Origin of the sequence: Peribacillus sp. NPDC096447, from assembly GCF_044762725.1 — a bacterium.
Classification (GTDB): Bacteria; Bacillota; Bacilli; order Bacillales; family DSM-1321; genus Peribacillus.
Genome location: NZ_JBIWEV010000004.1, coordinates 571,133 through 596,667 on the forward strand (window position 1 = coordinate 571,133; position 25,535 = coordinate 596,667).

Annotated in this window: 25 protein-coding genes and 4 tRNA genes; 1 reads left to right on the forward strand and 28 read right to left on the reverse strand. The window is 41.2% G+C overall.

The features are described from left to right. From yycF to ACIQZD_RS17190, 17 genes are all read right to left on the reverse strand, one after another. Positions 1 to 708, reverse strand: a complete 708-nt coding sequence (yycF, locus tag ACIQZD_RS17110) for a response regulator YycF (RefSeq protein ID WP_034316131.1) — start codon at positions 706 to 708, stop codon at positions 1 to 3. 281 nt (positions 709 to 989) lie between these two features. Continuing rightward, a complete protein-coding gene (locus ACIQZD_RS17115; protein ID WP_402904789.1) occupies positions 990 to 2,408 on the reverse strand; it encodes a peptidoglycan DD-metalloendopeptidase family protein in 1,419 nt (472 codons plus the stop codon). Positions 2,409 to 2,819: 411 nt separating this feature from the next. Beyond that, positions 2,820 to 2,892 (reverse strand) — tRNA-Phe (locus ACIQZD_RS17120). A gap of 29 nt (positions 2,893 to 2,921) precedes the next feature. Beyond that, positions 2,922 to 2,997, reverse strand: a tRNA-Asp gene (locus tag ACIQZD_RS17125). 23 nt (positions 2,998 to 3,020) lie between these two features. Next, a tRNA-Glu gene (locus ACIQZD_RS17130) sits at positions 3,021 to 3,092 on the reverse strand. 8 nt (positions 3,093 to 3,100) lie between these two features. After that, a tRNA-Lys gene (locus ACIQZD_RS17135) sits at positions 3,101 to 3,176 on the reverse strand. Positions 3,177 to 3,451: 275 nt separating this feature from the next. Then, positions 3,452 to 4,744 (reverse strand): adenylosuccinate synthase, encoded by a 1,293-nt coding sequence (locus tag ACIQZD_RS17140; protein ID WP_076368493.1) that lies wholly within the window; start codon positions 4,742 to 4,744, stop codon positions 3,452 to 3,454. Positions 4,745 to 5,024: 280 nt separating this feature from the next. Beyond that, positions 5,025 to 6,389 carry a replicative DNA helicase gene (gene dnaB, locus ACIQZD_RS17145; protein ID WP_063234298.1) on the reverse strand — a complete coding sequence of 455 codons (1,365 nt, stop codon included), beginning with the start codon at positions 6,387 to 6,389 and terminating at the stop codon, positions 5,025 to 5,027. A 140-nt stretch (positions 6,390 to 6,529) separates the two neighbouring features. Further along, the gene (gene rplI, locus ACIQZD_RS17150; protein WP_402904792.1) at positions 6,530 to 6,979 is read right to left on the reverse strand and encodes a 50S ribosomal protein L9; all 450 of its coding nucleotides are present in this window, start codon (positions 6,977 to 6,979) and stop codon (positions 6,530 to 6,532) included. Further along, entirely contained in the window at positions 6,976 to 8,946 is a 1,971-nt protein-coding gene (locus ACIQZD_RS17155; RefSeq protein ID WP_350300813.1) for a DHH family phosphoesterase, read from the reverse strand. The genes rplI and ACIQZD_RS17155 overlap by 4 nt, the downstream gene beginning before the upstream one ends. A 41-nt stretch (positions 8,947 to 8,987) precedes the next feature. Then, positions 8,988 to 9,935, reverse strand: coding sequence for a YybS family protein (locus tag ACIQZD_RS17160; protein WP_402904795.1), 948 nt, complete (start codon positions 9,933 to 9,935; stop codon positions 8,988 to 8,990). A gap of 236 nt (positions 9,936 to 10,171) precedes the next feature. Continuing rightward, a complete protein-coding gene (rpsR, locus tag ACIQZD_RS17165) occupies positions 10,172 to 10,411 on the reverse strand; it encodes a 30S ribosomal protein S18 (RefSeq protein ID WP_053348323.1) in 240 nt (79 codons plus the stop codon). A gap of 48 nt (positions 10,412 to 10,459) precedes the next feature. After that, positions 10,460 to 10,984, reverse strand: a complete 525-nt coding sequence (ssb, locus tag ACIQZD_RS17170) for a single-stranded DNA-binding protein (protein ID WP_057278276.1) — start codon at positions 10,982 to 10,984, stop codon at positions 10,460 to 10,462. Between the two features lie 68 nt (positions 10,985 to 11,052). After that, positions 11,053 to 11,337, reverse strand: a complete 285-nt coding sequence (rpsF, locus tag ACIQZD_RS17175; protein ID WP_034316153.1) for a 30S ribosomal protein S6 — start codon at positions 11,335 to 11,337, stop codon at positions 11,053 to 11,055. 193 nt (positions 11,338 to 11,530) lie between these two features. Further along, positions 11,531 to 12,631 (reverse strand): redox-regulated ATPase YchF, encoded by a 1,101-nt coding sequence (ychF, locus tag ACIQZD_RS17180; protein WP_034316156.1) that lies wholly within the window; start codon positions 12,629 to 12,631, stop codon positions 11,531 to 11,533. Positions 12,632 to 12,799: 168 nt separating this feature from the next. Beyond that, complete coding sequence (locus tag ACIQZD_RS17185) at positions 12,800 to 12,997, reverse strand: DUF951 domain-containing protein (protein ID WP_034316158.1); 198 nt, start codon at positions 12,995 to 12,997, stop codon at positions 12,800 to 12,802. A 20-nt stretch (positions 12,998 to 13,017) separates the two neighbouring features. After that, positions 13,018 to 13,854: a mechanosensitive ion channel family protein gene (locus tag ACIQZD_RS17190; protein WP_402904798.1), complete on the reverse strand. Its 837-nt coding sequence runs from the start codon at positions 13,852 to 13,854 to the stop codon at positions 13,018 to 13,020. Positions 13,855 to 14,245: 391 nt separating this feature from the next. On the opposite strand from ACIQZD_RS17190, the gene yyaC reads away from it, so the two are divergent. Then, complete coding sequence (gene yyaC / locus ACIQZD_RS17195; protein ID WP_402904800.1) at positions 14,246 to 14,881, forward strand: spore protease YyaC; 636 nt, start codon at positions 14,246 to 14,248, stop codon at positions 14,879 to 14,881. 54 nt (positions 14,882 to 14,935) lie between these two features. Here yyaC and ACIQZD_RS17200 read toward each other — a convergent pair whose 3' ends face one another. The 11 genes from ACIQZD_RS17200 to rpmH form a co-directional block, all read right to left on the reverse strand. Beyond that, positions 14,936 to 15,637, reverse strand: coding sequence for a DUF554 domain-containing protein (locus ACIQZD_RS17200; RefSeq protein WP_402904802.1), 702 nt, complete (start codon positions 15,635 to 15,637; stop codon positions 14,936 to 14,938). Between the two features lie 53 nt (positions 15,638 to 15,690). Beyond that, positions 15,691 to 16,551, reverse strand: a complete 861-nt coding sequence (locus tag ACIQZD_RS17205; protein WP_402904804.1) for a ParB/RepB/Spo0J family partition protein — start codon at positions 16,549 to 16,551, stop codon at positions 15,691 to 15,693. Then, positions 16,544 to 17,305 carry a ParA family protein gene (locus ACIQZD_RS17210; protein WP_034316249.1) on the reverse strand — a complete coding sequence of 254 codons (762 nt, stop codon included), beginning with the start codon at positions 17,303 to 17,305 and terminating at the stop codon, positions 16,544 to 16,546. The genes ACIQZD_RS17205 and ACIQZD_RS17210 overlap by 8 nt, the downstream gene beginning before the upstream one ends. A 258-nt stretch (positions 17,306 to 17,563) precedes the next feature. Beyond that, entirely contained in the window at positions 17,564 to 18,424 is an 861-nt protein-coding gene (noc, locus tag ACIQZD_RS17215) for a nucleoid occlusion protein (protein ID WP_076368506.1), read from the reverse strand. A 377-nt stretch (positions 18,425 to 18,801) separates the two neighbouring features. Continuing rightward, the gene (gene rsmG, locus ACIQZD_RS17220) at positions 18,802 to 19,518 is read right to left on the reverse strand and encodes a 16S rRNA (guanine(527)-N(7))-methyltransferase RsmG (RefSeq protein WP_101223977.1); all 717 of its coding nucleotides are present in this window, start codon (positions 19,516 to 19,518) and stop codon (positions 18,802 to 18,804) included. Between the two features lie 30 nt (positions 19,519 to 19,548). Next, the gene (mnmG, locus tag ACIQZD_RS17225; RefSeq protein ID WP_137020460.1) at positions 19,549 to 21,435 is read right to left on the reverse strand and encodes a tRNA uridine-5-carboxymethylaminomethyl(34) synthesis enzyme MnmG; all 1,887 of its coding nucleotides are present in this window, start codon (positions 21,433 to 21,435) and stop codon (positions 19,549 to 19,551) included. A 21-nt stretch (positions 21,436 to 21,456) separates the two neighbouring features. Next, entirely contained in the window at positions 21,457 to 22,842 is a 1,386-nt protein-coding gene (mnmE, locus tag ACIQZD_RS17230) for a tRNA uridine-5-carboxymethylaminomethyl(34) synthesis GTPase MnmE (RefSeq protein ID WP_402904808.1), read from the reverse strand. Positions 22,843 to 23,173: 331 nt separating this feature from the next. Further along, a complete protein-coding gene (gene jag, locus ACIQZD_RS17235) occupies positions 23,174 to 23,794 on the reverse strand; it encodes an RNA-binding cell elongation regulator Jag/EloR (protein ID WP_402904810.1) in 621 nt (206 codons plus the stop codon). Continuing rightward, on the reverse strand, positions 23,791 to 24,579 hold the full coding sequence (gene spoIIIJ / locus ACIQZD_RS17240) for a YidC family membrane integrase SpoIIIJ (RefSeq protein ID WP_063234312.1): 789 nt from the start codon (positions 24,577 to 24,579) through the stop codon (positions 23,791 to 23,793). Before spoIIIJ ends, jag begins: the two co-directional genes overlap by 4 nt. Positions 24,580 to 24,754: 175 nt before the next feature. Beyond that, positions 24,755 to 25,111, reverse strand: coding sequence for a ribonuclease P protein component (gene rnpA, locus ACIQZD_RS17245; RefSeq protein WP_063234313.1), 357 nt, complete (start codon positions 25,109 to 25,111; stop codon positions 24,755 to 24,757). Positions 25,112 to 25,191: 80 nt separating this feature from the next. Then, positions 25,192 to 25,326 (reverse strand): 50S ribosomal protein L34, encoded by a 135-nt coding sequence (rpmH, locus tag ACIQZD_RS17250; RefSeq protein ID WP_034316183.1) that lies wholly within the window; start codon positions 25,324 to 25,326, stop codon positions 25,192 to 25,194. Between the last annotated feature and the right edge of the window lie 209 nt (positions 25,327 to 25,535).

Genomic DNA, 25,535 nt, shown 5'->3' on the forward strand with positions numbered 1-25,535 from the left:
CTACTCCTGTTCAGGGTTACGCAGGTAATAACCGACCCCTCTTCTAGTTACAATCCAGCCAGGATGGCTAGGATTGTCTTCAATCTTCTCACGAAGACGTCTGACCGTTACATCGACCGTCCGTACATCCCCGAAATAATCATAGCCCCACACGGTTTGCAATAAGTGCTCCCTTGTCATGACCTGACCGATGTGCTTCGCTAAGTAATGAAGCAATTCAAATTCGCGATGCGTCAATTCAATCGTATCGCCCCGCTTGGATACCACATAGGCATCCGGATGGATTGTTAGCGTTCCTATCGTAATTTCCTTCGGTTCATTTTCTTGATCGGGAACCGGAACAGCTTGCTGACGTCTTAAGTTCGCCTTAACGCGGGCAATTATTTCCCGGGTACTAAATGGCTTTGTCACATAGTCGTCTGCACCAAGCTCCAATCCTAAGACCTTATCTATCTCTGAATCTTTTGCCGTTAACATGATGATCGGCGTTTCATACTTCTTCCTTACTTCCCTGCAAACTTCCATCCCATCGCGCTGCGGCAGCATGATATCAAGTAAAATCAAATCAGGTTGCCGTTCTTCTACCATTTTGAGGGCTTCATTGCCATCATAAGCACAAAAAACTTCATAGCCTTCTTTTTTTAGATTGAATTGTAATATATCAGCAATTGGCTTTTCGTCATCCACTACCAGAATCTTTTTATCCATGTACTTATCTCCTTTTTAATAACTGAACTGAATCTATTAAAAACCGTGTCCTTATCCGGGACCTTATTCACTTTTCCTTCTGCTTGCACCAATCTTCGCAACCTAGTTCAGCAAACTTACATATATATACCCAATAAAAGGGGCTGAACACCGTAAACGAAAGCAAATTGTCTCTATTCTACTTTATCATTTTATAGGCATTAAATCACCTTTTTCCTATTATTCTCATCTATGTATGAAGCAGAAGAAGTCTTCGAATATTTTTCGAAGACTTCCACCGGTTACTGACTTATATAGTTTAGCGGATTAACGAGAGACCCATTTTTATATATTTCAAAATGGAGGTGGACACCAGTCGAGTGCCCTGTTGAACCCATCATGCCAATTTTCATGCCTTTTTCAATCTTTTGTCCTGCTTTTACATCTATTGAATCCAAATGGGCATATACTGTCTTATATCCATTATTATGATTGATCGTTATCTTATTTCCATATCCTCCGGAGTTTCCTGCAGTTTCGATTATCCCATGATCTGCTGCCGTTATGGTCCTGGTGGTTGGCCGGGCAATATCAATACCTTTATGAAGTTTCCCCCAGCGCGGGCCCTGCTTACTGGAAATATAGCCCCCATCTGCAGGCCATGAATATGTACCGCTTCCCTGTGAAGGAATGACCTTGGTGCCTTTTCTGGTGATTTCTGTTTTGGCTTTTTCCGTGACTTCTTTTTTTACGATCGTTTCACTGATTTTCTTTCCGTTTGTTTCAGATACATTATAGGTGAACGCAAGAATCCCCTCATTCCCTATTTGTTCAGTAATGATCTCGCCCTTAAGGAGTTCGTCATCCTCCTTCACTTTCTTTTGAAAAGGAATTCTCTCTTCCTTAAATATTTCTCTTTCTACCATTACGTTCACATAGGGGGTACGCTGGGTCACATAGAGACGCTCGCCCTCTTTAACATCTTTGTTCTCATCCTGTCCCGGATTAAGCTCCAGCAGTTGATCCAGGTCCATATCATGCCTAGTGGCAATGGCTTCAAGATCTTCATCTTCCTTAGCCTCATAGATCGTCGTTTCTTCCTTTCCTTCTTCTATCATGGAAAGGGTTTCATCGACGCTCTTGATTTCGTCTGGATATACCATTGTCTTTATAGACGTAACTGGAAGTGAAAATTCGATGTCCAGAATCCTACTTCCTGGCTCTTTTAACGGATCCGCATCTTTTTCACTTTCTTTTTTACCTGATTCGTATTCAGCGTATTCCTCTTCATCCACATATAATAAAGTGATTTTCTCCAGAACGTCCTCGACATCTTCCTTTGACGCAACATAAGCGACCGCCTGATTATCTATGTCGATTTCATACGCCTCTGCCTTCACATTCAACTGATCTTGAATTCCCTTAACAGCCTGATCCTCTTTTACCTCTTCATCGAATACCTCTTCAGGTACAAAAGTCAGCTGTTTCTCCTTATCGAATGTAAAGTCAGGATAATCTTCCTGTGCTTCTTCTACTTTATCGGCTACGATCTTTTCGATTTCCTTTTCATCCGTGACACTTCCGACGAACTCATCGTTAAGATAAACATGCTGAATGGTTGCTGTTTCCGATAGCCCAGCAGCAGTTGCCCGATTTCCTGCAAGCACTAAAATGACGGAAACCATCAACAGGATGATCCCCTTACCTTTTGAGCTAAACATATATTGTCCTCCTTAACGGCTCAGTCACCAATTAAGAAACTAATCAAATTTATTTTGAGTTTTATTAGTCCAATTTAAATATCCACATGCTCATGACTGATTGCTATAATGATTTTTATCACTCATAACTCTACCATATTAAGAAAAAAAACAAGAAACAGACTTCATAATGTAATAGAACTGTATAAATGGTGACAACATGTACCAATAAATATGGTAATGGGAAAGGTTCAATAAACTGAGGAAAAAGGAGTGGACCTAAGCCCAGTAAGACTAAAAGCGAGTTATATGCCGAATTGGTCTAAATTGGTATGTTACAAATCGTTAACAATCTATTAACAGTATTTCATTCAAAATACATCTGAATGCAAAACAAAAAAACGCCCTAAAGGAAAGGCGTTTATAAAAGGATGGCTCAGGACGGAATCGAACCGCCGACACAAGGATTTTCAGTCCTTTGCTCTACCGACTGAGCTACTGAGCCAAATATTCTATTTTAGTATAAAAATAAAATGGCGGTCCCGACGGGAATCGAACCCGCGATCTCCTGCGTGACAGGCAGGCATGTTAACCGCTACACCACGGGACCAGTAAAGCATTTATATAAAGAAGTGACCCATACGGGATTCGAACCCGTGTTACCGCCGTGAAAGGGCGGTGTCTTAACCGCTTGACCAATGGGCCGGAAAAAATGGTGAGCCATGAAGGATTCGAACCTTCGACCCTCTGATTAAAAGTCAGATGCTCTACCAACTGAGCTAATGGCTCGTTCTAATGAAATGTTTCTTTGCATGATGTGAACTTAACATCTGCAGCTTGTTAATGGCTTGTTCTATTGTGACGACGCTTTTGATAATATCATGGTTAGTATAGTTTAGGCAATAGTTTTTTGAAATAAAATTATTTTTTTCTTATCTTTTTCATTTTCCCTACAGTTTAATCCATTCATTCGGTATCCCGGACCTCCCGAACGTGACAGATGATGCATTGATCTTAATAACGAAAGAAGAGCCGGCAAAAAAAGCCAGCTCCTTTTTCATGAATTACGCTAGACGCCAAGGGCTTCTCACGACATTAGTTTGGTTACGGTCAGGACCGACAGAGAAAGTGGTCAAAGGAATGCCTACCAATTGAGATACGCGCTCTACATAGTGGCGAGCGTTCTCTGGAAGCTCATCCAATGATTTGCAGCCTGTGATGTCTTCTGACCAGCCTGGCAGCTCTTCATAGACTGGTTTACATTCGCCAATCGCCTTCAAAGTCGCTGGAACCTCATGAATGATCTCGCCTTTGTAGTCATAAGCCACACAAATTTTGACCGTATCAAGGCCTGATAATACGTCAATCGAGTTCAATGATAAATCGGTAATCCCGCTGACACGGCGAGCATGGCGAACGACAACAGCGTCAAACCAGCCTACACGGCGAGGTCTGCCTGTAGTTGTACCATATTCGCGGCCAATTTCCCGGATTTGGTTGCCGACTTCATCATGTAATTCTGTAGGGAAAGGACCATCGCCCACGCGGCTTGTATATGCTTTACATACTCCAACCACATGGTTGATTTTCGTAGGACCTACACCAGAACCGATCGTAACTCCACCTGCAACCGGGTTAGATGAAGTGACGAATGGGTACGTTCCTTGATCGATATCAAGCATAACACCTTGTGCCCCTTCGAATAATACCCGTTTTCCTTCATCAAGTGCGTCATTCAATACAACGGATGTATCACAAACATATTTCTGCACTTGTTGTCCGTACTCATAGTATTCTTCCAAGATATCTTCGATTTTGAAACCTTCCGTTTCATAGAAACGTTCAAACATACGGTTTTTTTCGACAAGATTTTGAGACAATTTTTCCTCGAAAATTTCACGGTCCAAAAGGTCTGCCATGCGGATTCCGTTACGAGCAGCTTTGTCCATATATGCAGGGCCGATTCCCTTTTTAGTCGTTCCAATTTTGTTGGCACCTTTACGGTCTTCTTCGACTTCATCCAATTTGATATGGTAAGGAAGAATGACATGTGCACGGTTCGAGATACGAAGATTATCCGTACTCACCCCATGGCTATGTAAATAGGCAAGCTCCTCTACAAGAGCTTTTGGATCAACCACCATACCATTTCCAATGACACAAATCTTATCACTATAAAAAATCCCTGACGGAATTAAATGCAGTTTATAGGTAACGCCGTTAAATTTTATTGTATGCCCTGCATTATTCCCACCTTGATAACGAGCGATGGCTTCCGCATTCTGGGATAGAAAATCTGTTATTTTACCTTTACCTTCGTCTCCCCATTGTGTACCGACTACTACAACTGATGACATCTGAATAAAGCACCTCCAAAGGTTCACGTAATACCGATCATTAACCGGTTCTTATCAAACAAACCTATTTTATCAATAATCCAAACTGGAAGTCAATACAAAATCCGAACAATACACTTTTTAAAAAATTATTTGTTCGTAAATATGAGAAATTTCTCTCCGGTTTTTTTGGATTGTCAAACATTATTGTACCCTCTGATTTCTTTTTCTATTATCATAACGGCCTTTCTTTTTCCCGAAACAGAGAAAGCCCACCATTGCATGAATGGCAGGCAGTTTTCTATGCGCCGGGAGACATCGAATCATCATCGAAGCGGCGTTCAAGGTTAACGAATTTATTATATTCTTTCACGAATGCAAGCGAAACCGTGCCTACTGGACCATTACGCTGTTTCGCTATAATGATTTCAATGATATTTTTGTTCTCCGATTCTTTATCATAATAATCATCACGGTATAAGAATGCGACGATATCAGCATCTTGCTCGATACTCCCGGATTCCCGGATATCAGACATCATCGGGCGCTTATCCTGACGCTGCTCCACTCCCCGCGATAGCTGGGAAAGGGCGATGACGGGCACTTTAAGTTCACGAGCGAGCGCTTTGAGTGAACGTGAAATCTCGGATACCTCTTGCTGACGGTTGTCGCCTGAACGACCATCGCCTTGAATTAACTGCAGGTAATCGATCAATATCATGCCAAGGCCATGTTCCTGCTTCAAACGACGGCATTTTGAACGGATTTCACCAATCCTCACACCCGGTGTATCATCGATATAAATGCCGGCATTCGACAAGCTTCCCATCGCCATCGTCAGTTTACGCCAATCCTCATCAGTTAAGGAACCTGTCCGTAAATTCTGAGCGTTGATATTCCCTTCAGCACAGAGCATACGCATAACGAGCTGCTCTGCACCCATTTCAAGACTGAAAATCGCTACATTCTCCTCCGTTTTGGTCGCAACGTTTTGAGCGATATTCAATGCAAAAGCGGTTTTACCAACCGAAGGACGGGCACCCACTATAATGAGGTCATTACGTTGGAACCCTGCTGTCATTCGATCCAGTTCAGCAAACCCTGTCGGTATTCCCGTGACATCCCCTTTACGGGTAGTCAAAACTTCTATGTTATCGTACGTTGCAACCAATACATCTTTAATATTTTGAAAAGACCCGGAATTTTTACGCTGGGCCACTTCCATGATCGTTTTTTCTGCTTCCCCGAGCAGCTCCTCGACCTCGTCCTCGCGACTGTAGCCTTCCTGAGCGATGTTGGTCGCTGTCCTGATCAAACGACGCAGCAATGACTTCTCCTCGACGATGCGGGCATAATATTCAATATTGGCCGCGGTAGGCACCGATCCGGCCAATTCACTTAAATAAGAAACACCGCCAACTTCTTCAAGATTTTTTGTCGCAGCCAGTTCCTCTGTCACCGTAATCAAATCGACAGCTTTTCCTTCGTCATTCAATTTAAGCATCACATTAAAAATCTTTTGATGAGAGCTTCTGTAAAAATCCTCCGGAATCAAAACTTCCGATGTAACGGTCAATGAAGAGGGCTCTAGAAAAATGGCTCCCAGTACAGCCTGTTCGGCTTCTATATTTTGAGGGGGAATCCTATCCTGAAATTGTTCTATCATATCTTAAAACCTCCCATTCTAAGAGGATACCTTTTATATGTTTCTAGTAAAAAAGAAAAAAGTGAAAGGACAACATGCCCAATCACATTTTTCGTCTATCTCTATTTTATCAATTTTTCACAGATATGAAACAGCTAAAATTAGTTAATTTCTTTTACATGCACAGTCAGTGTCGCAGTGACCTCAGGATGAAGCTTGACTGGAAGCTTTGTATGCCCTAAAGAACGGATGCCGTCAGCAAGCTCCATTTTACGTTTATCAATCTTGATACCGTGTTTTTTCTGAAGCTCGGAGGCAATTTGTTTAGTCGTGATTGAACCGAATAAACGCCCGCCCTCACCGGCTTTGGCAGATAGTTCAACCGTTAACTTCTCCAGCTGCACTTTTAATTCTTCAGCTTGCTGCAGCTCTTCTGCTGCAAGTGATTCTTCTTTACTTTTCTGGGCTTCCAAAGTTTTTACATTTGAATTATTTGCTTCAACTGCCAATCCTTGTTTAAGCAGGAAATTATGTGCATAACCATCTGCAACATTTTTAACTTCCCCTTTTTTCCCTTTACCTTTTACGTCTTTAAGAAATATCACTTTCATTCTTTATGTCCCCCTTCTAAATATTCATCAATAGCTGCTTTCAATCGACTTTCGGCTTCATTAATGGAGCATACCTGCTGGGTGGCGGCATTTGTTAGATGTCCGCCTCCATTCAACATTTCCATGATCACCTGTACATTGATATCACCGAGAGAACGCGCACTTATGCCAACTGTATCATCAGATCGCTTAGCCATTACAAAGGAGGCGACAACGCCATCCATGGTCAATAGAGTGTCCGCAGCCTGAGCAATGAGCACCTGATTATGAACCTGATCGGTTTTTGCCGCTGCAATGGCAATTCCCTTTTTATAAAAGATGACTTCTTCAATGAGCTTCGAACGTTTGATATAGGTGTCCACGTCTTCTTTTAAGAATTTCTGGACAAGTACCGTATCAGCTCCATGCGCCCTTAGATAAGAGGCGGCATCGAAAGTGCGTGAACCCGTTCTCAAGGTGAAACTTTTCGTATCGACGATGATACCCGCAAGAAGCGCCGTCGACTCCAGCATATCAATCTTTGAGCGTTTCGGCTGATATTCAAGCAGTTCGGTCACAAGTTCTGCCGTTGAAGATGCATATGGTTCCATATAGACGAGCAATGAGTTCTTGATGAACTCCTCACCCCGGCGATGATGATCGATGACCACAACCTTATCGATCCTATTCAATAACCGCTCTTCAATTACCATGGAAGGTTTATGCGTATCAACCACAACCAGCAACGTCTCATCCGTAATCATTTCAAATGCATCATCAGGTGTTATGAACCGGGCATACAGCTCTTCTTTATTTTTGATCTCTTCCATTAAACGAAGGACGCTGCTATCGAGCTGCTGGGTGTTGATGACAATATAGCCTTCACGTTCATTCATTTGGGCAACCTTCAAGATGCCGATCGCTGAACCGATTGCGTCCATATCCGGGTTTTTATGGCCCATGACAATGACTTTATCGCTATCAAGTACTATATCCTTCAATGCATGCGAAATAACACGGGCACGGACCCTCGTGCGTTTTTCCATCGGATTGGTTTTGCCGCCATAGAATTTCACTTTTCCATTCGCTTGCTTTATGGCTACCTGATCGCCGCCACGTCCTAAAGCGAGATCCAAGCTGGACTGTGCAAGCGTACCTAGTTCCGGCAAGGATGACACGGCCGAGCCGACACCGATGCTCAAGGTCAATGGTACATTTTGCTTGGCCGTCGTTTCCCTGATTTCATCCAAAATCGAGAATTTCCCCTTTTCAAGCTGCTGAAGGATATGCTCATTAAAGACAGCGATGAATCGTTCCGAGGAAACCCGTTTAAAGAAAACGCCATTATCCCTTGCCCATTTATCAAGAAGTGAGGTAACCAAGCTATTAATGCTGCTTTTACGCTGATCATCCATACCCTGGGTCAAATCATCATAGTTATCAAGAAGAATGATCGCAATTGCCGTTCGCTCATCTTCATATAATTTCTCGATTTCCACTTGCTCCGTCACATCAAAAAAGTAAAGAAGCCTTTCATCACGCTTATGGACCACCTTGAATTTCCGATCGTGGAGCGTAAGTGTCTCTGTCTCGATCTCTTGCTTGATTAACGGTACTATCGAGTCCGCAACATCGTAGAGCGATCTTCCTGCCAAGGAGTCTTCACTAAAACAAGAAGCCAGGAATGGATTGGTCCATTCAATGTAATAATCCTCATTAAAGAGCATGATCCCAATCGGCATTTCCAATAACGCTTCTTCGCCTACCTTCTTTAAACGGTAAGATAAAGTCGTTATATACTCTTCTGTCTTACGTTGCTTTTTTTCTACCATTCTTAATGTTAAATAAAATAAACCAGCAAGAATCAATAATCCAACAAGTGCAATGACCCAATTATAATAAGCCAGGACGCCCAAAAGTAAAACGACCGCGGCGAGCACCCCATACAATGGGGACTTAATCGAGTATTCTTTCAAATAAGATGGCATAGTTTCAGCTCCTAAAAGCATCTGTTTTACAAAAAAGGCTTCTATTCCTTTTTCTTGATTGTCTCCCTAAATGGAAAGCCTAAATCTATTATACCTAAAAATCGGACGGCCGTCGTAATAATCGGAATTGGCAGAAGCAAAGAAAAAACCACGATTAAAACAGGTATGGCCTTAACCCATGACTTAACATGAGCGATATAGAATATCAGGGAATATCCTTGTATTAATATGAAGAACTGCAGTATGAAAAATAGGTTCGTTATGGCCATATATACAAAACTGTTCTTGTCCGTATTCACAAAAAGAGCAAGAAGCATCGTAATTAAATAATACCATAAAAGGCTTTTCGGGAGTCGCAGATCTCGAAAATGGGGCCATTTTAACGCCTTATCACTGAATCTCTTCACAATGGGGTGCGCCGCAAAGAAAATCAATAAAACCATGATGACGGACATCAAGACGAACAAACTTGGCATCAGCGTGTTCATCATATCGATTGATTCATACATCTGCTTTTTGACTTGTTCCGTCGGTGCCTGTCCAAAAGAATCCATGATGCCGATTGTATTTTCAATGGACCCCTCAAGAATGTTCATCGATTCTTCTATGTAATTAACATCCGTTATCAAAACTGAAGCTGCATATATTAATAAAATGCCCCCCAGAAAGACAAGGACTGCGCTTATGAACATAGGTGCCATCGGTTTGTCCTTTTTCAAAAAATAGCCGATTGCAATTCCCGTTGCCCCCATGAGCAAGGTCAGCGGAACAGACAATATCGTCCCGATGAGGATCGACAATAACGAGGCTACAAATAAGTAACCAAGGCTCCAAGATAACTTTTGTTTGATTGTGACCAGTATGAATGGAATGGGTAAAAAGAAAGTAGTGAAAATACCCAATAGTGGGATTTGAATGGTGATGAACAATAAAATGCAATATAGTGCCAGAAGTGCTCCGCCCTCGGCAATTCGTCTCCCGCTATTCATCTTTATTTCACCCCCTGTTATTATTGATGTCTTATCTCCATCTTTATATTGTATCCGTTACGGCCAGGATATTTCAAACATCACATTCTTTTTTAGGATATGATTATTTTTTCTGCGGAAAACGCCCGGATAACTTCCTTTTGAAATAAAAAAAACCGCAATTCAGCAGTTTTCAGGCATAAGTGACAACTTATAAAAAAGGCACATTAAGGATAACTCCTCAATGTGCCTTTTTATTATTCACCAGATACGTATGGTAGTAATGCCATAGTACGTGAGCGTTTAATAGCAATCGTTAATTTACGTTGATATTTAGCGCTTGTGCCAGTTACACGACGTGGTAAAATTTTACCGCGTTCTGAGACGAATTTTTTAAGAAGATCTGTATCTTTGTAATCAATTTTAGTGATTCCGTTAGATGTGAAATAACAAACCTTTTTACGCTTACCGCGTCCTTTACGTCCACCCATTGCCATAATATATTTCCCTCCCTGCTTTTTTGAATTTTCATTTTAAACGGCTGTTTAAAACGGAAGATCATCATCTGAAATGTCGATTGTTTTACCGTCATTTGCAAATGGATCATCATCTACACGAGTGTAGTTGTTATTGCTCCGTTGATTCTGATTAGGATTTTGTCCATACGAATTGTTGTCATTTCCGTTATTGCCATAACTTCTTTGACCTCCACCGTAAGAACCGCCTTCATTTCTTTCACCCGCTGAACTGCTTCGTGGTTCAAGGAATTGAACGCTCTCAGCCAGAATCTCCGTCACATATACGCGTTTGCCGTCTTGTCCTTCATAATTACGTGTTTGGACACGTCCATCCACGCCAGCTAAACTGCCCTTTTTCAAGAAGTTAGCTACATTTTCTGCCGGTTTACGCCAAACTACACAGTTAATGAAATCCGCTTCACGTTCACCCTGCTGATTCGTAAAACTACGGTTCACAGCCAAAGTAAAGGTAGCTACGGGAACCCCATTAGGTGTATATCGTAATTCAGGATCTTTAGTTAAGCGTCCTACCAAAACTACGCGATTCATCATCAGAATCAACCCCTAGGTTTCAAGCTTGTTTCATGTGAAACAAGATTAGAATTTATATAAATATTGAATTAAACTTCTTCTCTAGTAGCCATGTGGCGAATAATGTCTTCACTGATTTTAGCAAGACGATCGAATTCTTGAATCGCAGCACTTTCAGCGTTAACTTTAAGAAGCATGTAGTAACCATCACGGAAATCATTGATTTCGTATGCAAGACGGCGTTTACCCCATTCTTTTGCTTCTACTTCCGCACCATTATCAGAAAGGATTGTGTTGAAACGTTCAACTAAAGCTTTTTTAGCTTCTTCCTCAATGTTTGGACGGATGATATACATAATTTCGTATTTTCTCATCACTGTCACCTCCTTTTGGTCTAAGCGGCCCAATTGGGCAAGGAGCAATTATTTATAATTACTCACAAGATAAAATTATAGCATAGTTAAAGAGGCTTTGCAACGAACGGTTCGACTTATTACAATTAATTGTAATCTAATGATTCAAGTCGCAAAAAAGACCCTACATATGGAACGGTAGGGTCTTTGAATCTTAAACGTTAAAACGGAAATGGATAACATCGCCATCGTTAACGATGTATTCTTTTCCTTCCAAACGGACTTTACCCGCTTCTTTTGCGGCACCATGACTGCCCGCTTCGAGTAAATCGGTATAAGAAACCGTTTCGGCACGGATGAAACCACGTTCGAAGTCCGTGTGAATGACGCCGGCACATTGAGGGGCCTTCATTCCTTTGCGGAATGTCCAAGCACGCACTTCCTGTACACCAGCTGTAAAGTATGTTGCCAATCCAAGCAGATTATAAGAAGCACGGATCAACTGATCAAGACCTGACTCCTCAATGCCAAGTTCAGATAGGAACATTTCCTTTTCTTCACCTTCAAGCTCTGCAATTTCTTCTTCGATTTTGGCACAAATCACGATTACTTCAGCATTTTCCTTCGCAGCATATTCACGAACTTGCTGTACATATTCATTATCGTCAGCATTCGCCACCTCATCTTCGCTCACGTTCGCTACGTAAAGCGTCGGCTTCGCTGTAAGTAAATGCATGCCCTTCACGATTTTTTGCTGTTCTTCAGTAAACTCAACGGAACGTGCAGGCTTTTCATCTTCCAATGCTTCTTTTAAAGCCACAAGGATTTCATGTTCTGCAACAGCGGCTTTATCTTTTTGCTTGGCCATTTTTCCGACACGGTCGATGCGTTTGACAACAGATTCCAAATCGGCAAGGATCAATTCAAGATTGATGACTTCAATATCATCGATTGGATTAACTTTTCCGGAAACATGGGTAATGTTATCGTCTGCAAAGCAACGGACGACTTGACAAATGGCATCCACTTGACGGATGTGGGAAAGGAATTTGTTACCCAATCCTTCTCCTTTACTTGCTCCTTTTACAATCCCGGCGATATCCGTGAATTCAAATGCTGTCGGAACCGTCTTTTTCGGTTTAACCAATTCAGTCAATTTTTGCAGACGGTGATCTGGCACTTCCACGATCCCGACATTAGGGTCGATCGTACAGAAAGGATAGTTGGCAGATTCCGCACCTGCCTGAGTAATTGCATTAAATAAAGTGGATTTACCTACGTTAGGCAAACCGACTATACCAGCTGTTAAAGCCATTTATATTTCACTCCTTCAAGATGATTCGTACATATGGGAAAAGAAACGATCTTCTATAAAGACCCTCCAATTACCTAAACCTTTCCCAATTATAGATTTCGCTTCCTAAAAAGACAAGTAAATCATGAGAAACGCAGGACTACTTTCACTCCCAAAAAAAAAGCATGATCACTCCTCATGCTTTTGCAGAACTTTTTTCATTTTCTTTGCGAATTCACGTCGGGGCAGCATCACGCTATGACCGCACCCTTCACATTTTATCCGGATATCCATACCGAGCCGTATAATTCTCCACTTATTCACCCCACACGGATGTGGTTTCTTCATTTCCACAATATCCTTAAGTGCAAATTCCTTTTCTTCCATAACCATGAGCCCCCTAACTCCTATGACTCGCTGCCATTGTACGTAGATTTAATCCCACTTGAATCAAGCGCAGCACTTATTTCATTTCTTAATATCCTGCTGATTTCGAGGTGATGCATCGGCTTTGTTTCCGCTTTAACCCGAAAGACGATTTCTTCGGGACTGATTTTTTCAATTCCCAAAAATTCTGGTGCTTTGACCAAGGCTTCGTATTTGCCTTCCATACTGTTTAAAAGATCAATCAGCACCTTCTCGGCACGCTCGACCGATCCATCGTTAGGTATGGTCACATCAACAACGGCCATACTGTTTAAAATGGAATAATTCGTGACCTGGATGATGCTGCCGTTGGGTATGAAGTGCAATTCACCTGCACTGCTTTTGATTTTTGTTGTACGAAGCCCGATTTCAATGACTTCCCCTTCAAAATTATTGATTTTAATATAATCCCCAACCGAGAAATGATCTTCAAAAATAACGAAAAATCCGGTAATTATATCCTTGACCAGACTTTGAGCACCAAACCCAATCGCCAAACCGAGAACACCAGCACCAGCGAGTAATGGCATCACATGAAGTCCAAAAATCTCCAGAATCATCAACAAGGCAATGAAATTGATGACATAAGTAATGATATTTTCCAGCAATTTAATGAGTGTCGCTTCCCTGCGCTCCGATACCCGAATTGGACTTCTTAAACGAGCTTTGAAAAATTTATTCAGAATAGTCTTTCCTATTGTAATAATAATACGCGATAACAACAGAACAAGGAAGATTTTAATAATGCCCTCGCCCATCAGCAGCCATATCTTTTCATCCAATATCTCTTTTGTAACGCTATCATAAATGCGGTCCATATTTTCCTCCTGCCTAATGCAAATAACTGCAAAACTATTATATCTTATATATGATTTTTTCCCATATAGACGTATTCCTCTACCCTTCATGCATGGAGATAACCATGAAATAGAGAGATTTTCTCTATTTTATCAATAAATAATGGTTTCTGTACAAAAAAATTATGGGTATATAGGTAAAAGATTTAGAAGGTTTTTCCCATATATTCAAGTAATTATTTACTAGAAAGTATAAATGAAAGTAATTGATAGAGGATAGGCGTCGATTCATATCCCCTTCAACTGTTTGCATGTTCTACAAAAAATTCCCTCATCCATATGTTAAATACCGTATATTTTCCCCTTTTTATCCGTATACTGTAATACCAAATAAAGTAAAGGAGTTGAGCCGATGAATCTGAATTCTAGTCTATTTAATAATAATAAAAATAGATTGAGTCGCATCCTGCATGAAGATACGGATGCATCCAAACAAATTTCCCAGGAATTGATCAACCTCCTACCTACCGGAAAGCTTCAACCAATCGTCATCGTCTGTATAGGCACAGACCGTTCCACAGGCGATTCACTCGGACCACTTGTCGGCACTCTGCTTAGTGAAAAAGCTGAAAACAGTTCTTCTTCATTCCATGTTTATGGTACTCTGGATGACCCTATACATGCGATGAATTTACAGGAAAAATTAAATGAAATCAAAAAGAGTCATGCCAATCCATTTATAGTCGGAATCGATGCTTGCTTAGGGAAAATGAAAAGCGTCGGCATAGTTCAAATCGGCCAGGGACCAGTGAAGCCAGGTGCTGGGGTCAATAAAGATCTTCCTTCAGTTGGAAATGCCCATATTACAGGAATCGTGAATGTAAGTGGATTCATGGAGTTCATGGTCTTACAGAACACTCGTCTTAATCTTGTGCTTAAAATGGCCAAAACCATTGCCGAGGGGATTCATGAAGCACAAAATCATTATCCAATAAAACCTGCCATCACTCCTTTCACATGGTCATTCAAGCAAGAAAAAACCCTTTGATCGATTTTTGCTTATGATAAAAAAGAAGGAAGGGGTCATCCCCTTCCTTCTTTTTTATACATAATACATGAAAGTAACCAGAATGGCGGTGATCATTATGCCTGGAAGCAGATTCGCCACCCTTATTTTGGTGACACCGATAATATTCAAACCAATTGCCAAAATCATGACTCCCCCAGTTGCCGTCATTTCCAATATGAAGGAATCCATTAAAGCAGTTGGGATCATCGTATTGATCTGCCTTGAAAAAATCGCCATTAACCCCTCATAAAGAATGATCGGAAATGCTGAAAAAAGTACACCTATGCCGAGCGTGCTGGCAAGGACCAATGCTGTAAATCCATCGATGATCGCTTTTGTTATCAAAACGTCATGATCATTCCGGATACCGCTATCCAGGGCACCGATAATGGCCATCGCCCCAATGCCAAATATGAGCGTAGCCGTTACAAACCCCTGAGATATCGAAGTTCCTTCCTTCGCTTTCATCCTGCGTTCAAGCCAATTGCCTAAAGAATTAAGCCTAGCCTCAAGATTCATCCATTCACCAAGGACAGCCCCTCCGACAATACTTAAAATGACAACAAGGAAATTATCGCTTTTAAACCCCATCTGCAAACCTAAGACCATGACAGCCAAACCGATGCCGTTCATGACCGTTTCTTTTATCTTTTCAGGTATACGTTGTAAAAATCTTCCTAAAATTGAACCGATTAAAATGCAGGCACCATTCACCAAGGCCCCTAATAATACCATCTCATCCACCTAATTTTCTGCATAAGTCGTCACGATTTTTTCATAAAGGCGATCTAAGAGGAAAGGTTCTCTTGATCGATCAAGTTCAAAATTCTCTCTAAATCTTCTTTTGAAAAGAATTCTATTTCTATTTTTCCTTTTTTCTTGCTTTGTTTTATCGTTACGCTCGTTCCTAGTCTTTCACGCAGACTTGTCTCCCGTTGCTTTATGAATATATCTTTTTTCTCTTGTTTCTTAGGTTTGGTTTCACGTGAAACGGTATCATTCAATTGATGTATATATTGCTCTAGCTGTCTGACATTCATACCTTCTTTGAGGATTTTATCCACTACCGGCTTAAGCAGCTCTTTTTTCTTTAAACCTAGCAATGCCCGTCCATGCCCCATGGAAATTTCCCCGTCGGAGATATATCTCCTAATCCCTTCAGGCAAAGAAAGTAATCTAACATGGTTTGCTATATGGGGCCGGCTTTTACCCAGCCGATTGGCCAACTGCTCCTGGGTCAATTCCAATTTTTCAAGAAGTGTTTGGTAAGCGACGGCTTCCTCGATCGGATTCAAATCCTCCCGTTGCAGGTTTTCCAAAATCGCCAGTTCCATCATCTGCTGTTCGCTCAATTTCCTCACAACGACCGGAACTGTCTTTAAACCAGCTTCCTTGGCAGCACGGTAACGCCTTTCCCCAGCCACGATTTCATATCCCTTAATGCTTTCCCGGGCAATAATCGGCTGTAATATCCCGTGTTCCATGATGGATTGCTTTAATTCCTCTATAGCTTCAAGCCGAAAGCTCTTTCGGGGCTGATAAGGATTTGGCCTTAATTCCCTTACTTTGATTTCGCGCACGATTTCATCTTTACTGATCTCCCCACTGTTGAAAAGTGCGTTAAGTCCTTTGCCAAGTCCTTTAGCCATTTGATACCACTTCCTTTGCCAGTTCTAGATAGACCTCCGCCCCACGTGACTTTGGATCATATATAATTATCGGTTCTCCATGGCTCGGTGCTTCACTCAAACGGACATTGCGGGGAATGATGGTTTGATAGACTTTATCCTGAAAGTATTTTTTTACTTCTTCTATGACTTGGAGACCTAGATTTGTTCTTGCATCCAACATCGTCAAGAGCACACCCTCGATTTTCAAATCATGGTTCAAATGCTTTTGGACGAGGCGGACCGTATTCAACAGCTGACTCAAACCTTCCAATGCATAATATTCACATTGTACCGGAATCAAAACTGCATCAGCGGCCGTTAAAGCATTAAGCGTAAGCAAACCCAATGATGGAGGGCAGTCAATCACAATGTAATCATATTGGCTTTGCACCTCTTCTAACGCCCTTTTTAACCGGACTTCCCTTGAGATGGTTGGAACAAGTTCAATTTCTGCACCTGCAAGTTGAATTGTCGCAGGTATGGCATATAGGTTTTCTACCTTTGTTTCCATGATAACGGTACTGGCCTCGACATCATCAACCAATACATCATAAATACATTGTTCCACATCTGCTTTGTCGATACCTGCACCGCTTGTCGCATTTCCCTGCGGGTCAATATCGACCATTAAGACTTTCTGTCCTATATATGCAAGACAAGCACTTAGACTGACAGAAGTTGTCGTTTTTCCAACACCGCCCTTTTGATTGGCAATGGCGAGAATCTTCCCCACGAATTCACCTGCTTTCAACTATCTTCATCACGCTATATCTATTGATTTGTACCGTAAATCCATTTATTTCTTTCTATTTTATCATGAATGTTACTGGAAGAAATCGTTTTCTGAAATTCCACTTAAAATTTCAAATACACCTAAAAGCATTAATACCCCGGGGAAAGTTGAATGTTTTCAAAGCGGAAAATGCCAGTTTTGGAGAGAAAATAAAAAAGCTTGGTAATCGAAGACTACCAAGCGGCTAAGGATAGGGAATCAAGTTTTTTTCTTGGGTATTTTAATCGTGAACTGATAATACTCCTCGAATTCTTCTTCCTCTGCATCCAAATTTATTCCATTGTCTGTAACCATATTGAGTGATTGGCGTATGGTATTCACGGCAATCCTCATGTCTTTACTAAACGCTTTTCTTTTAGGTTTCGGCTTCTGCACAGTACCCGTCAGGAGCTTGACGACCTGCTCTTCGGTCTGCTTGACGTTCAACCCTTTTTCGATGATTTCCAAAAGCAGTTTAAGCTGCTTTTCAGGACTCTTTAACGGTATCAACGAGCGGGCATGGCGTTCCGTAATTTGCTTTTGAAGAAGTGCATCCTGAACCTCCTGTGGCAGCTTAAGCAGCCGAAGCTTATTCGCCACGGTAGATTGACCTATTCCCAGTCTTTGTGCCAGAGCTTCTTGGGTTAAACTATGCAGCTCCAATAGTTTTCCGTAAGCCAAAGCTTCTTCAATCGGTGTCAGTTCTTCACGCTGAAGGTTTTCTATCAGCGCGACGGAAGCCGTTTCTGTATCGGTGAAATCCTTGATTATAGCAGGTGCCAATTCCCAGCCAAGCTTTTGCATGGCCCGGAAACGACGCTCACCTGCAATGATTTCATATTTTCCCTGACCATAAGCCCTTACTACAATTGGTTGAATGATCCCATGAGTATGAATCGTTTGAGCCAATTCAGCAATTTTATCGTCATTAAAAACGGTCCTTGGTTGAAATCGATTAGGCACAATATCAGAAATGGAAATTTTTCTTATCTCTTCATTATTATTGCTAGGTGTCTCCATCTCTAGTTGCTCTTCTTCTTTTTCGCCAAACCCAAAGAACCGCGAAAAAGGATGCTTCATCTTCCTACACCACCTTTTAAAACTCCCAAATAACATATTCTCTATTTAAAGGACAAGTCCTGCATACATTTCCCGACATGGTTATACATATGGCCCTTCACTGTAAAAAACATGTCGACTGGCGCCATCAAGGCAATAATGAGGAATGGAAGGCCAGTTATTATGAATATCGGCCGGCATGCCCTAGACTATTTCCCTGAATCAGCCAGCACAGGGCACACGTTTTAACATGTACCTAATGCCTTCTTGTTGGCAAATGCAGTATTGAGTGAAAATAATAAGTTCATACATTTATAGTAAAAGATAATAAGGGCAAGTACCAGCCATATATCTGAATCATCTGCGCTTACTATGAAAACATACTCCTCTTGCAAAGATTATTCAATAGGCTGTTTATTTGGTGTCCCTGGTTTTCTCGGGTATTTTTTAGGAGTCTTCTTCACTTTTTTTACAGTAATGATGTTTCTTTCACTATTTTCCTCTGGCAATGTGAAAGGATGAATTTCTTCGATTTCTCCGCCTAACGTAAAAATGGCCTTCTTCCCAGTGTCCATTTCATCTTGTGCACTAGCCGCTTTCATGGCAATGAACGTCCCATCCGGTTTAACAAGCGGCAAACATAGTTCACTTAAAACGGACATCCTGGCTACCGCCCTTGCCATGACAATATCATAGGATTCGCGATGCTCCGGTTTTTGGGCGAAGGTTTCAGCCCGGTCATGATAGAAGGAAACTCCCTTTAATTGCAAGGAATCCGCAAGGTGATTCAAAAAAGAAATTCGCTTATTCAAGGAATCCACAATCGAGACGTGGATATCAGGGAAACAAATCTTCAATGGAATACTCGGAAATCCAGCTCCAGCCCCAACATCGCAAATTCGATATGATTTATTAAAGTCAAAATAGAAGGCTGCACTGATTGAATCATAAAAATGCTTCAGATAAACTTCTTCTTTATCAGTGATGGCTGTTAAGTTCATCTTTTCGTTCCATTCCACCAATAATCGATAATAAGTGTCAAACTGATCAAGCTGTTGAGGAGAAAGCTCGATTCCTTTCTCCAGCAGTGCTTGTTGGAACTGTTCAATATTCATGTCTGCTTCAATCCTTTTCGGGTATTTCCATTACTGAGATACTCTGGCGATCTTACCTTGTTCCAAATAAACAAGCAAAATGGAAACATCAGCGGGATTCACACCTGAAATTCTTGAAGCCTGAGCTACTGATAGCGGGTGGACCTGCTTTAATTTTTGACGTGCTTCCGTTGCAAGACCAGAAATTGCATCATAATCGATATTCTCTGGAATCTTTTTATTCTCCATTTTTTTCAGGCGATCGACTTGCTGCAAGGATTTTTCGATATATCCTTCATACTTGATCTGGATTTCGACCTGTTCCGTCACTTCATCGCTCAGTTCGACATCACTTGGCGCCAACTTCTGAATGTGGGAATAATCCATTTCAGGCCGTTTCAATAAATCGGAGGCACGGATTCCATCCTTCAACTCACTGCCGCCGCTTGCAGTAATGACTTCTTGAACCTCTTTGGTCGGTTTGATGAAGTTTGATTTCAGTCGTTCCTTTTCCATTTCAACCGCTTCTTTTTTCATAAGGAAACGATTGTAGCGTTCTTCTTTGATCATCCCGATATTGAATCCAATTTCCGTTAAGCGTAAATCGGCATTATCATGACGCAATAATAAACGGTATTCTGCACGTGAAGTCAGCAAACGGTATGGTTCATTCGTACCTTTCGTCACAAGGTCATCAATGAGAACACCAATATAGGCATCCGAACGGCTTAAAATCAGTTCTTCTTTACCCACTGCATTCAATCCTGCATTAATACCAGCCATCAATCCTTGTCCTGCTGCTTCCTCGTAGCCGGATGTCCCGTTAATTTGGCCAGCAGTATACAGATTTTTGATTTTCTTGGTTTCAAGTGTAGGCCATAGCTGCGTAGGAACGATAGCATCATATTCAATTGCATATCCAGCACGCATCATTTCCGCCTTTTCAAGTCCTGGAATTGTTTGCAGGATTTTCACTTGTACATCTTCAGGCAGACTGGTGGATAAACCTTGCACATAAACTTCCTTTGTATTGCGGCCTTCAGGTTCCAGGAAGATTTGATGCCGTGGTTTATCATTAAAACGAACGACTTTATCTTCTATCGATGGACAATAACGCGGTCCGGTTCCTTTTATCATTCCGGAATACATTGGCGAACGGTGCAGATTTTCATCAATGAGCTGATGTGTCCCCTCATTCGTGTACGTTAACCAGCATGGCAATTGATCCGTTATGAATTTTGTCGTTTCATAAGAAAATGCTCGTGGCACTTCATCGCCAGGCTGAATTTCTGTTTTGCTGTAATCTATGGAAGAGCTATTCACACGTGGCGGCGTTCCTGTTTTAAAACGGACCAAGTCAAATCCTAACTGCTCTAAATGTTCAGAAAGCCTGATGGAAGGCTGCTGGTTATTTGGGCCGCTTGAATATTTCAGTTCCCCTAAAATGATTTCACCGCGTAAATATGTTCCCGTCGTGATTACGACAGTTTTCGCACGGTAAACCGCGCCTGTTTTAGTGATGACACCTGTACATACGTCGTTTTCAACAATTAATTCCTCTACCATTCCTTGAATTAATGTCAAATTTTCTTGGTCTTCTATCGTCTTTTTCATTTCTTGCTGATAAAGAAATTTATCTGCCTGCGCCCGCAGCGCACGAACAGCCGGACCTTTTGCCGTATTGAGCATCCTCATTTGAATATGGGTCTTGTCGATATTTCTTCCCATTTCACCGCCTAAAGCGTCAATTTCCCTAACGACTATCCCTTTTGCCGGCCCGCCAACGGAGGGATTGCATGGCATAAAGGCGACCATATCCAAGTTAATGGTGATCATCAACGTTTTAGCTCCTACTCTCGCAGCTGCAAGGCCTGCCTCACTGCCAGCATGACCGGCACCAATAACAATGACATCATAGCTACCTGCTTCGTATTGCATATCCTTTTCCTCCTTTTACGCTTATTTTCCTAAACAAAATTGAGAGAACAATTGGTTGATCAAATTATCCTGAACGCTTTCGCCAATGATTTCTCCAAGTAGCTCCCAGGCTTTCGTGAAATCGATTTGAACCAAATCAACCGGCGTACCCATTTCAATAGCATCGATTGCATCTTCGATAGCCTGTAATGCCTGTCCCAGCAAAGCTATATGCCTGGCATTGGAAACATACGTCAGGTCTCCCGTTTCTAAAGAACCTTCAAAAAATAAAGAAGCGATGGCTTCTTCCAATTCATCGACCCCTCGATCCTCCAGTAATGAAGTGGAAACAACTTTATGGGATGCCGCCTTTTCCTTAACCTTTGCCATATCGATTTTTTGTGGAAGGTCGGTTTTATTGATGATAACGATAACATCCATTCCCTCAACCGCTTGAAACAGTTTCTCATCTTCGGCAGTGAAATCATCCGAATAGTTCAATACAAGCAATATTAAATCGGCCTCTTTTAATACTGCACGAGACCGTTCAACTCCAATTCGTTCAACGATATCTTCCGTTTCGCGAATTCCTGCTGTATCGACAAGTTTAAGCGGTACACCGCGAACATTGACATACTCTTCAATTACGTCACGTGTTGTACCTGGAATATCAGTGACAATCGCTTTATTTTCATGAACTAAGCTGTTAAGCAAAGAAGATTTTCCGACATTAGGGCGCCCTATGATAACGGTCGCAAGCCCATCCCTAAGTATCTTACCCTGTTGGGCCGTGTGAAGCAGCTTCTCTATTTCATTCTTCACATAACTGCCCTTTTCCAAAAATAAACGATGCGTCATTTCTTCGACATCATCATATTCCGGATAATCTATATTAACCTCGACTTGTGCGAGGGTCTGTAAAATTTCTTGACGCAGGTTTTGGATTAATTTCGAAAGCCGGCCTTCCATTTGACCTAATGCAACATTCATCGCTTTATCCGTTTTAGCGCGGATTAAATCCATAACGGCCTCAGCTTGAGAAAGATCGATCCTGCCATTCAAAAAAGCCCGTTTCGTAAATTCACCAGGTTCCGCTAAACGAGCACCTTGTGAGAGAATGAGCTGCAATACCCGATTGACCGAAACGATTCCACCGTGACAATTTATTTCAACTACATCTTCCCTTGTAAATGTCTTTGGACCCATCATGACCGAAACCATGACTTCCTCTATGATTTCACCTGTTTTAGGCTGGATAAGGTGGCCATAATGAATCGTGTGTGATTTCACATCAAGCAATCCTTTTCCACCTGGTCCTTTAAAGATCCTGTCGGCTATTTCTATGGCCTCATCACCGCTGATTCTAACGATGGCGATTGCCCCTTCCCCTAAGGGAGTAGAGATAGCGGTGATTGTATCGAATTCCATGCTTTCACCTCTTATATATTGATGTTTCTATTTTTTTCTGATAATAAAATCGTCGAATACCTAAATTACTACAATACCACAGTATATTGATGAAAAAAAGTAGATACTCCTTCCTCTCAAGAGTTATCCACATGCCATTAATCCATATTCTGTAACATCCATTTTAACTTATCCACATGTGAATAACAAATATCGTCCGCTTCCCTTTACGGATCAAGAAATATATAGAGAAATATGTCACTTATTGTTGAATTGATACTTTGTAAAAAAATATCGACACACATTGATTGCAAGGCCTAAAAAAAAGAACCCCTGCTTAAAAGCAGAAGGTTCATTTAAGTGGAGTAATGACTAAGTGGCGATAAGGTTCCGTCCCACTTGAAGTCGTTTTTATTTTTGGAAAATCCAAGAGAGCATTATGGATGACCTTTCGTTCATAGGATGGCATCGGCTCAAGTGAAACAGCTTTACCTGTTTTCATGGCTTTATTTGCCATTCTTTCTGCCAATTGGATTAAAGTGTCATTGCGGCGATTTCGATAATCTTCTGCATCTACAGTAATATTCAAAAACTGCTTCGAATATCGATTTGCAACCAGCTGTGCTAAATACTGAAGTGAATTCAGTGTTTGACCCCTTTTTCCAATCAATAAGGCAATTTTATCACCTGATAAAAGGAATGTTACGTTCTTACCTTTACGGGTGACATCAATTTGTGCATTGACTCCCATTTCCACGCTGACATTCTTCAAAAATCCTAGTGTCTCTTCAATGGGATCGGCAGGCAATGTCACATGGACGATTGCCTTCCTTGCACCAAATAAACCAAAAAATCCTTTTTTGCCTTCATCTTCTATTTCAATCTCCACGCGATCCTTAGTGCTGTTCAGTTGAGCTAAAGCTAAATTTACTGCTTCTTCGACAGATTGTCCTGTAGCAGTTACTTTTTTCACTTTTTCTTTGCCCCTCCCGCGTTTTCCGCAGCTGCTTTTCTAAGATCCGGACCTTTGATGAAATATGTTTGAACGATACCAAAAAGGTTACCAACTACCCAGTAAAGAGAAAGAGCAGCGGGGAAATTAATAGCAAATACAACAATCATGATTGGCATGATGTAAAGCATCATCGTCATTTGTGCCGCCATTTGTGGATTGGAGTTCATTCCAACCATGGACATCTTTTGCTGGATAAAAGTCGTGATACCTGCAACGACCGGTAAAATATAATAAGGATCCGGGGAACCTAAATCAAACCAAAGAAAACTATGTAAAGCAATTTCTTCCGTACGGCTGATTGCATGGTAAAATCCGATCAAAATTGGCATTTGCACCAATATCGGCAAACATCCCGCCAATGGATTCACATTATATTTTGAAAATAGAGCCATTGTTTCTTGCTGTAGTTTTTGTTGTGTGGCAGCATCTTTTGAGCTGTATTTTGCTTGAAGTTCTTTCATTTCAGGCTGAATGGCCTGCATTGCTTTCGAGCTTTTCACCTGTTTGATCATTAATGGAAGTAATGCTAAGCGAATGATTAGTGTAACACCGATGATTCCCAAACCATAGTTCTCGCCAAATGCTTCAGAAAGCCAAATGATCAGGGCTGATAATGGATAGACAATGTATGAATTCCAAAAACCTTCACTATCCGCAGTAATAGGTTCTTTAATTTCCGTACACCCTGCTAACAACATCATTATCGAGGCTAGTCCAATAATGAGTAATATTCGTTTTTTCAACCGTAATTTCCTCCTAACTGCAATCAATCTTTTTTGAAACAATTGTGAACTGTTTGATAGAGGATTTCAAGGAAAAGTAATCCACTTTTTCCACAGTTACAATCGGGATTTTCTATGTCATCTTTCTCAAGTAACCACATGATCCGAGGAGTGCTTATTCGATATTAAGGGGACTTTATTGTTTTTTCATTTTAAAGTTTAGTGATTTAGAACGTTTCAGGACATGGATCAAGCTGCTTTTCACCTGGAAAAAGTCCATCTCCGCCGCTGGTTTTCGAGCAATCACAATATAATCCTTACCCTCTTCTATATCTTCTTTCAATTCCAAAAACGCTTGCCGTATGTATCTTTTGATTTGGTTCCTTACAACGGCGTTGCCGATTTTTTTACTGACTGAAAGGCCGATCCGAAAATAATCCTGACCTGGCTTTTCAAGGACATAGACAACGAATTGCCGATTAGCAGAAGATTCACCTTTTTTAAACACAAGCTGAAATTCGTCCTCTTTCTTAATCCTTAACTTTTTTTTCATTTTTACACCTTCATTACATGAATTGAGTCTCAGTAAATCCCTTATTTTGCGAAAAAAGACCACTGAGACTTTTCAGTGGTCTATGCAGATAATACTTTTCTGCCCTTACGGCGACGTGCAGCGATTACTCTACGTCCGTTTTTCGTGCTCATACGTGCACGGAAACCGTGAACTTTACTATGTTTGCGGTTATTCGGTTGATAAGTTCTTTTCATTATATGACACCTCCCTGAGGAATAACAGTTAAAGACAGTCTTTACAATTATATAGATGGAGGTTTCTACTTGTCAACCTCATCCATAAAAATATTTCTTTTTTAATGCTCAATGTCCAGTTGGCCTTTTTTTACTACCTAGCCTATTGTAAATGATTTTGCTCCGAACTGATATAGAAATTTTTGGGGAAAGGCAAATTTCCATCATTT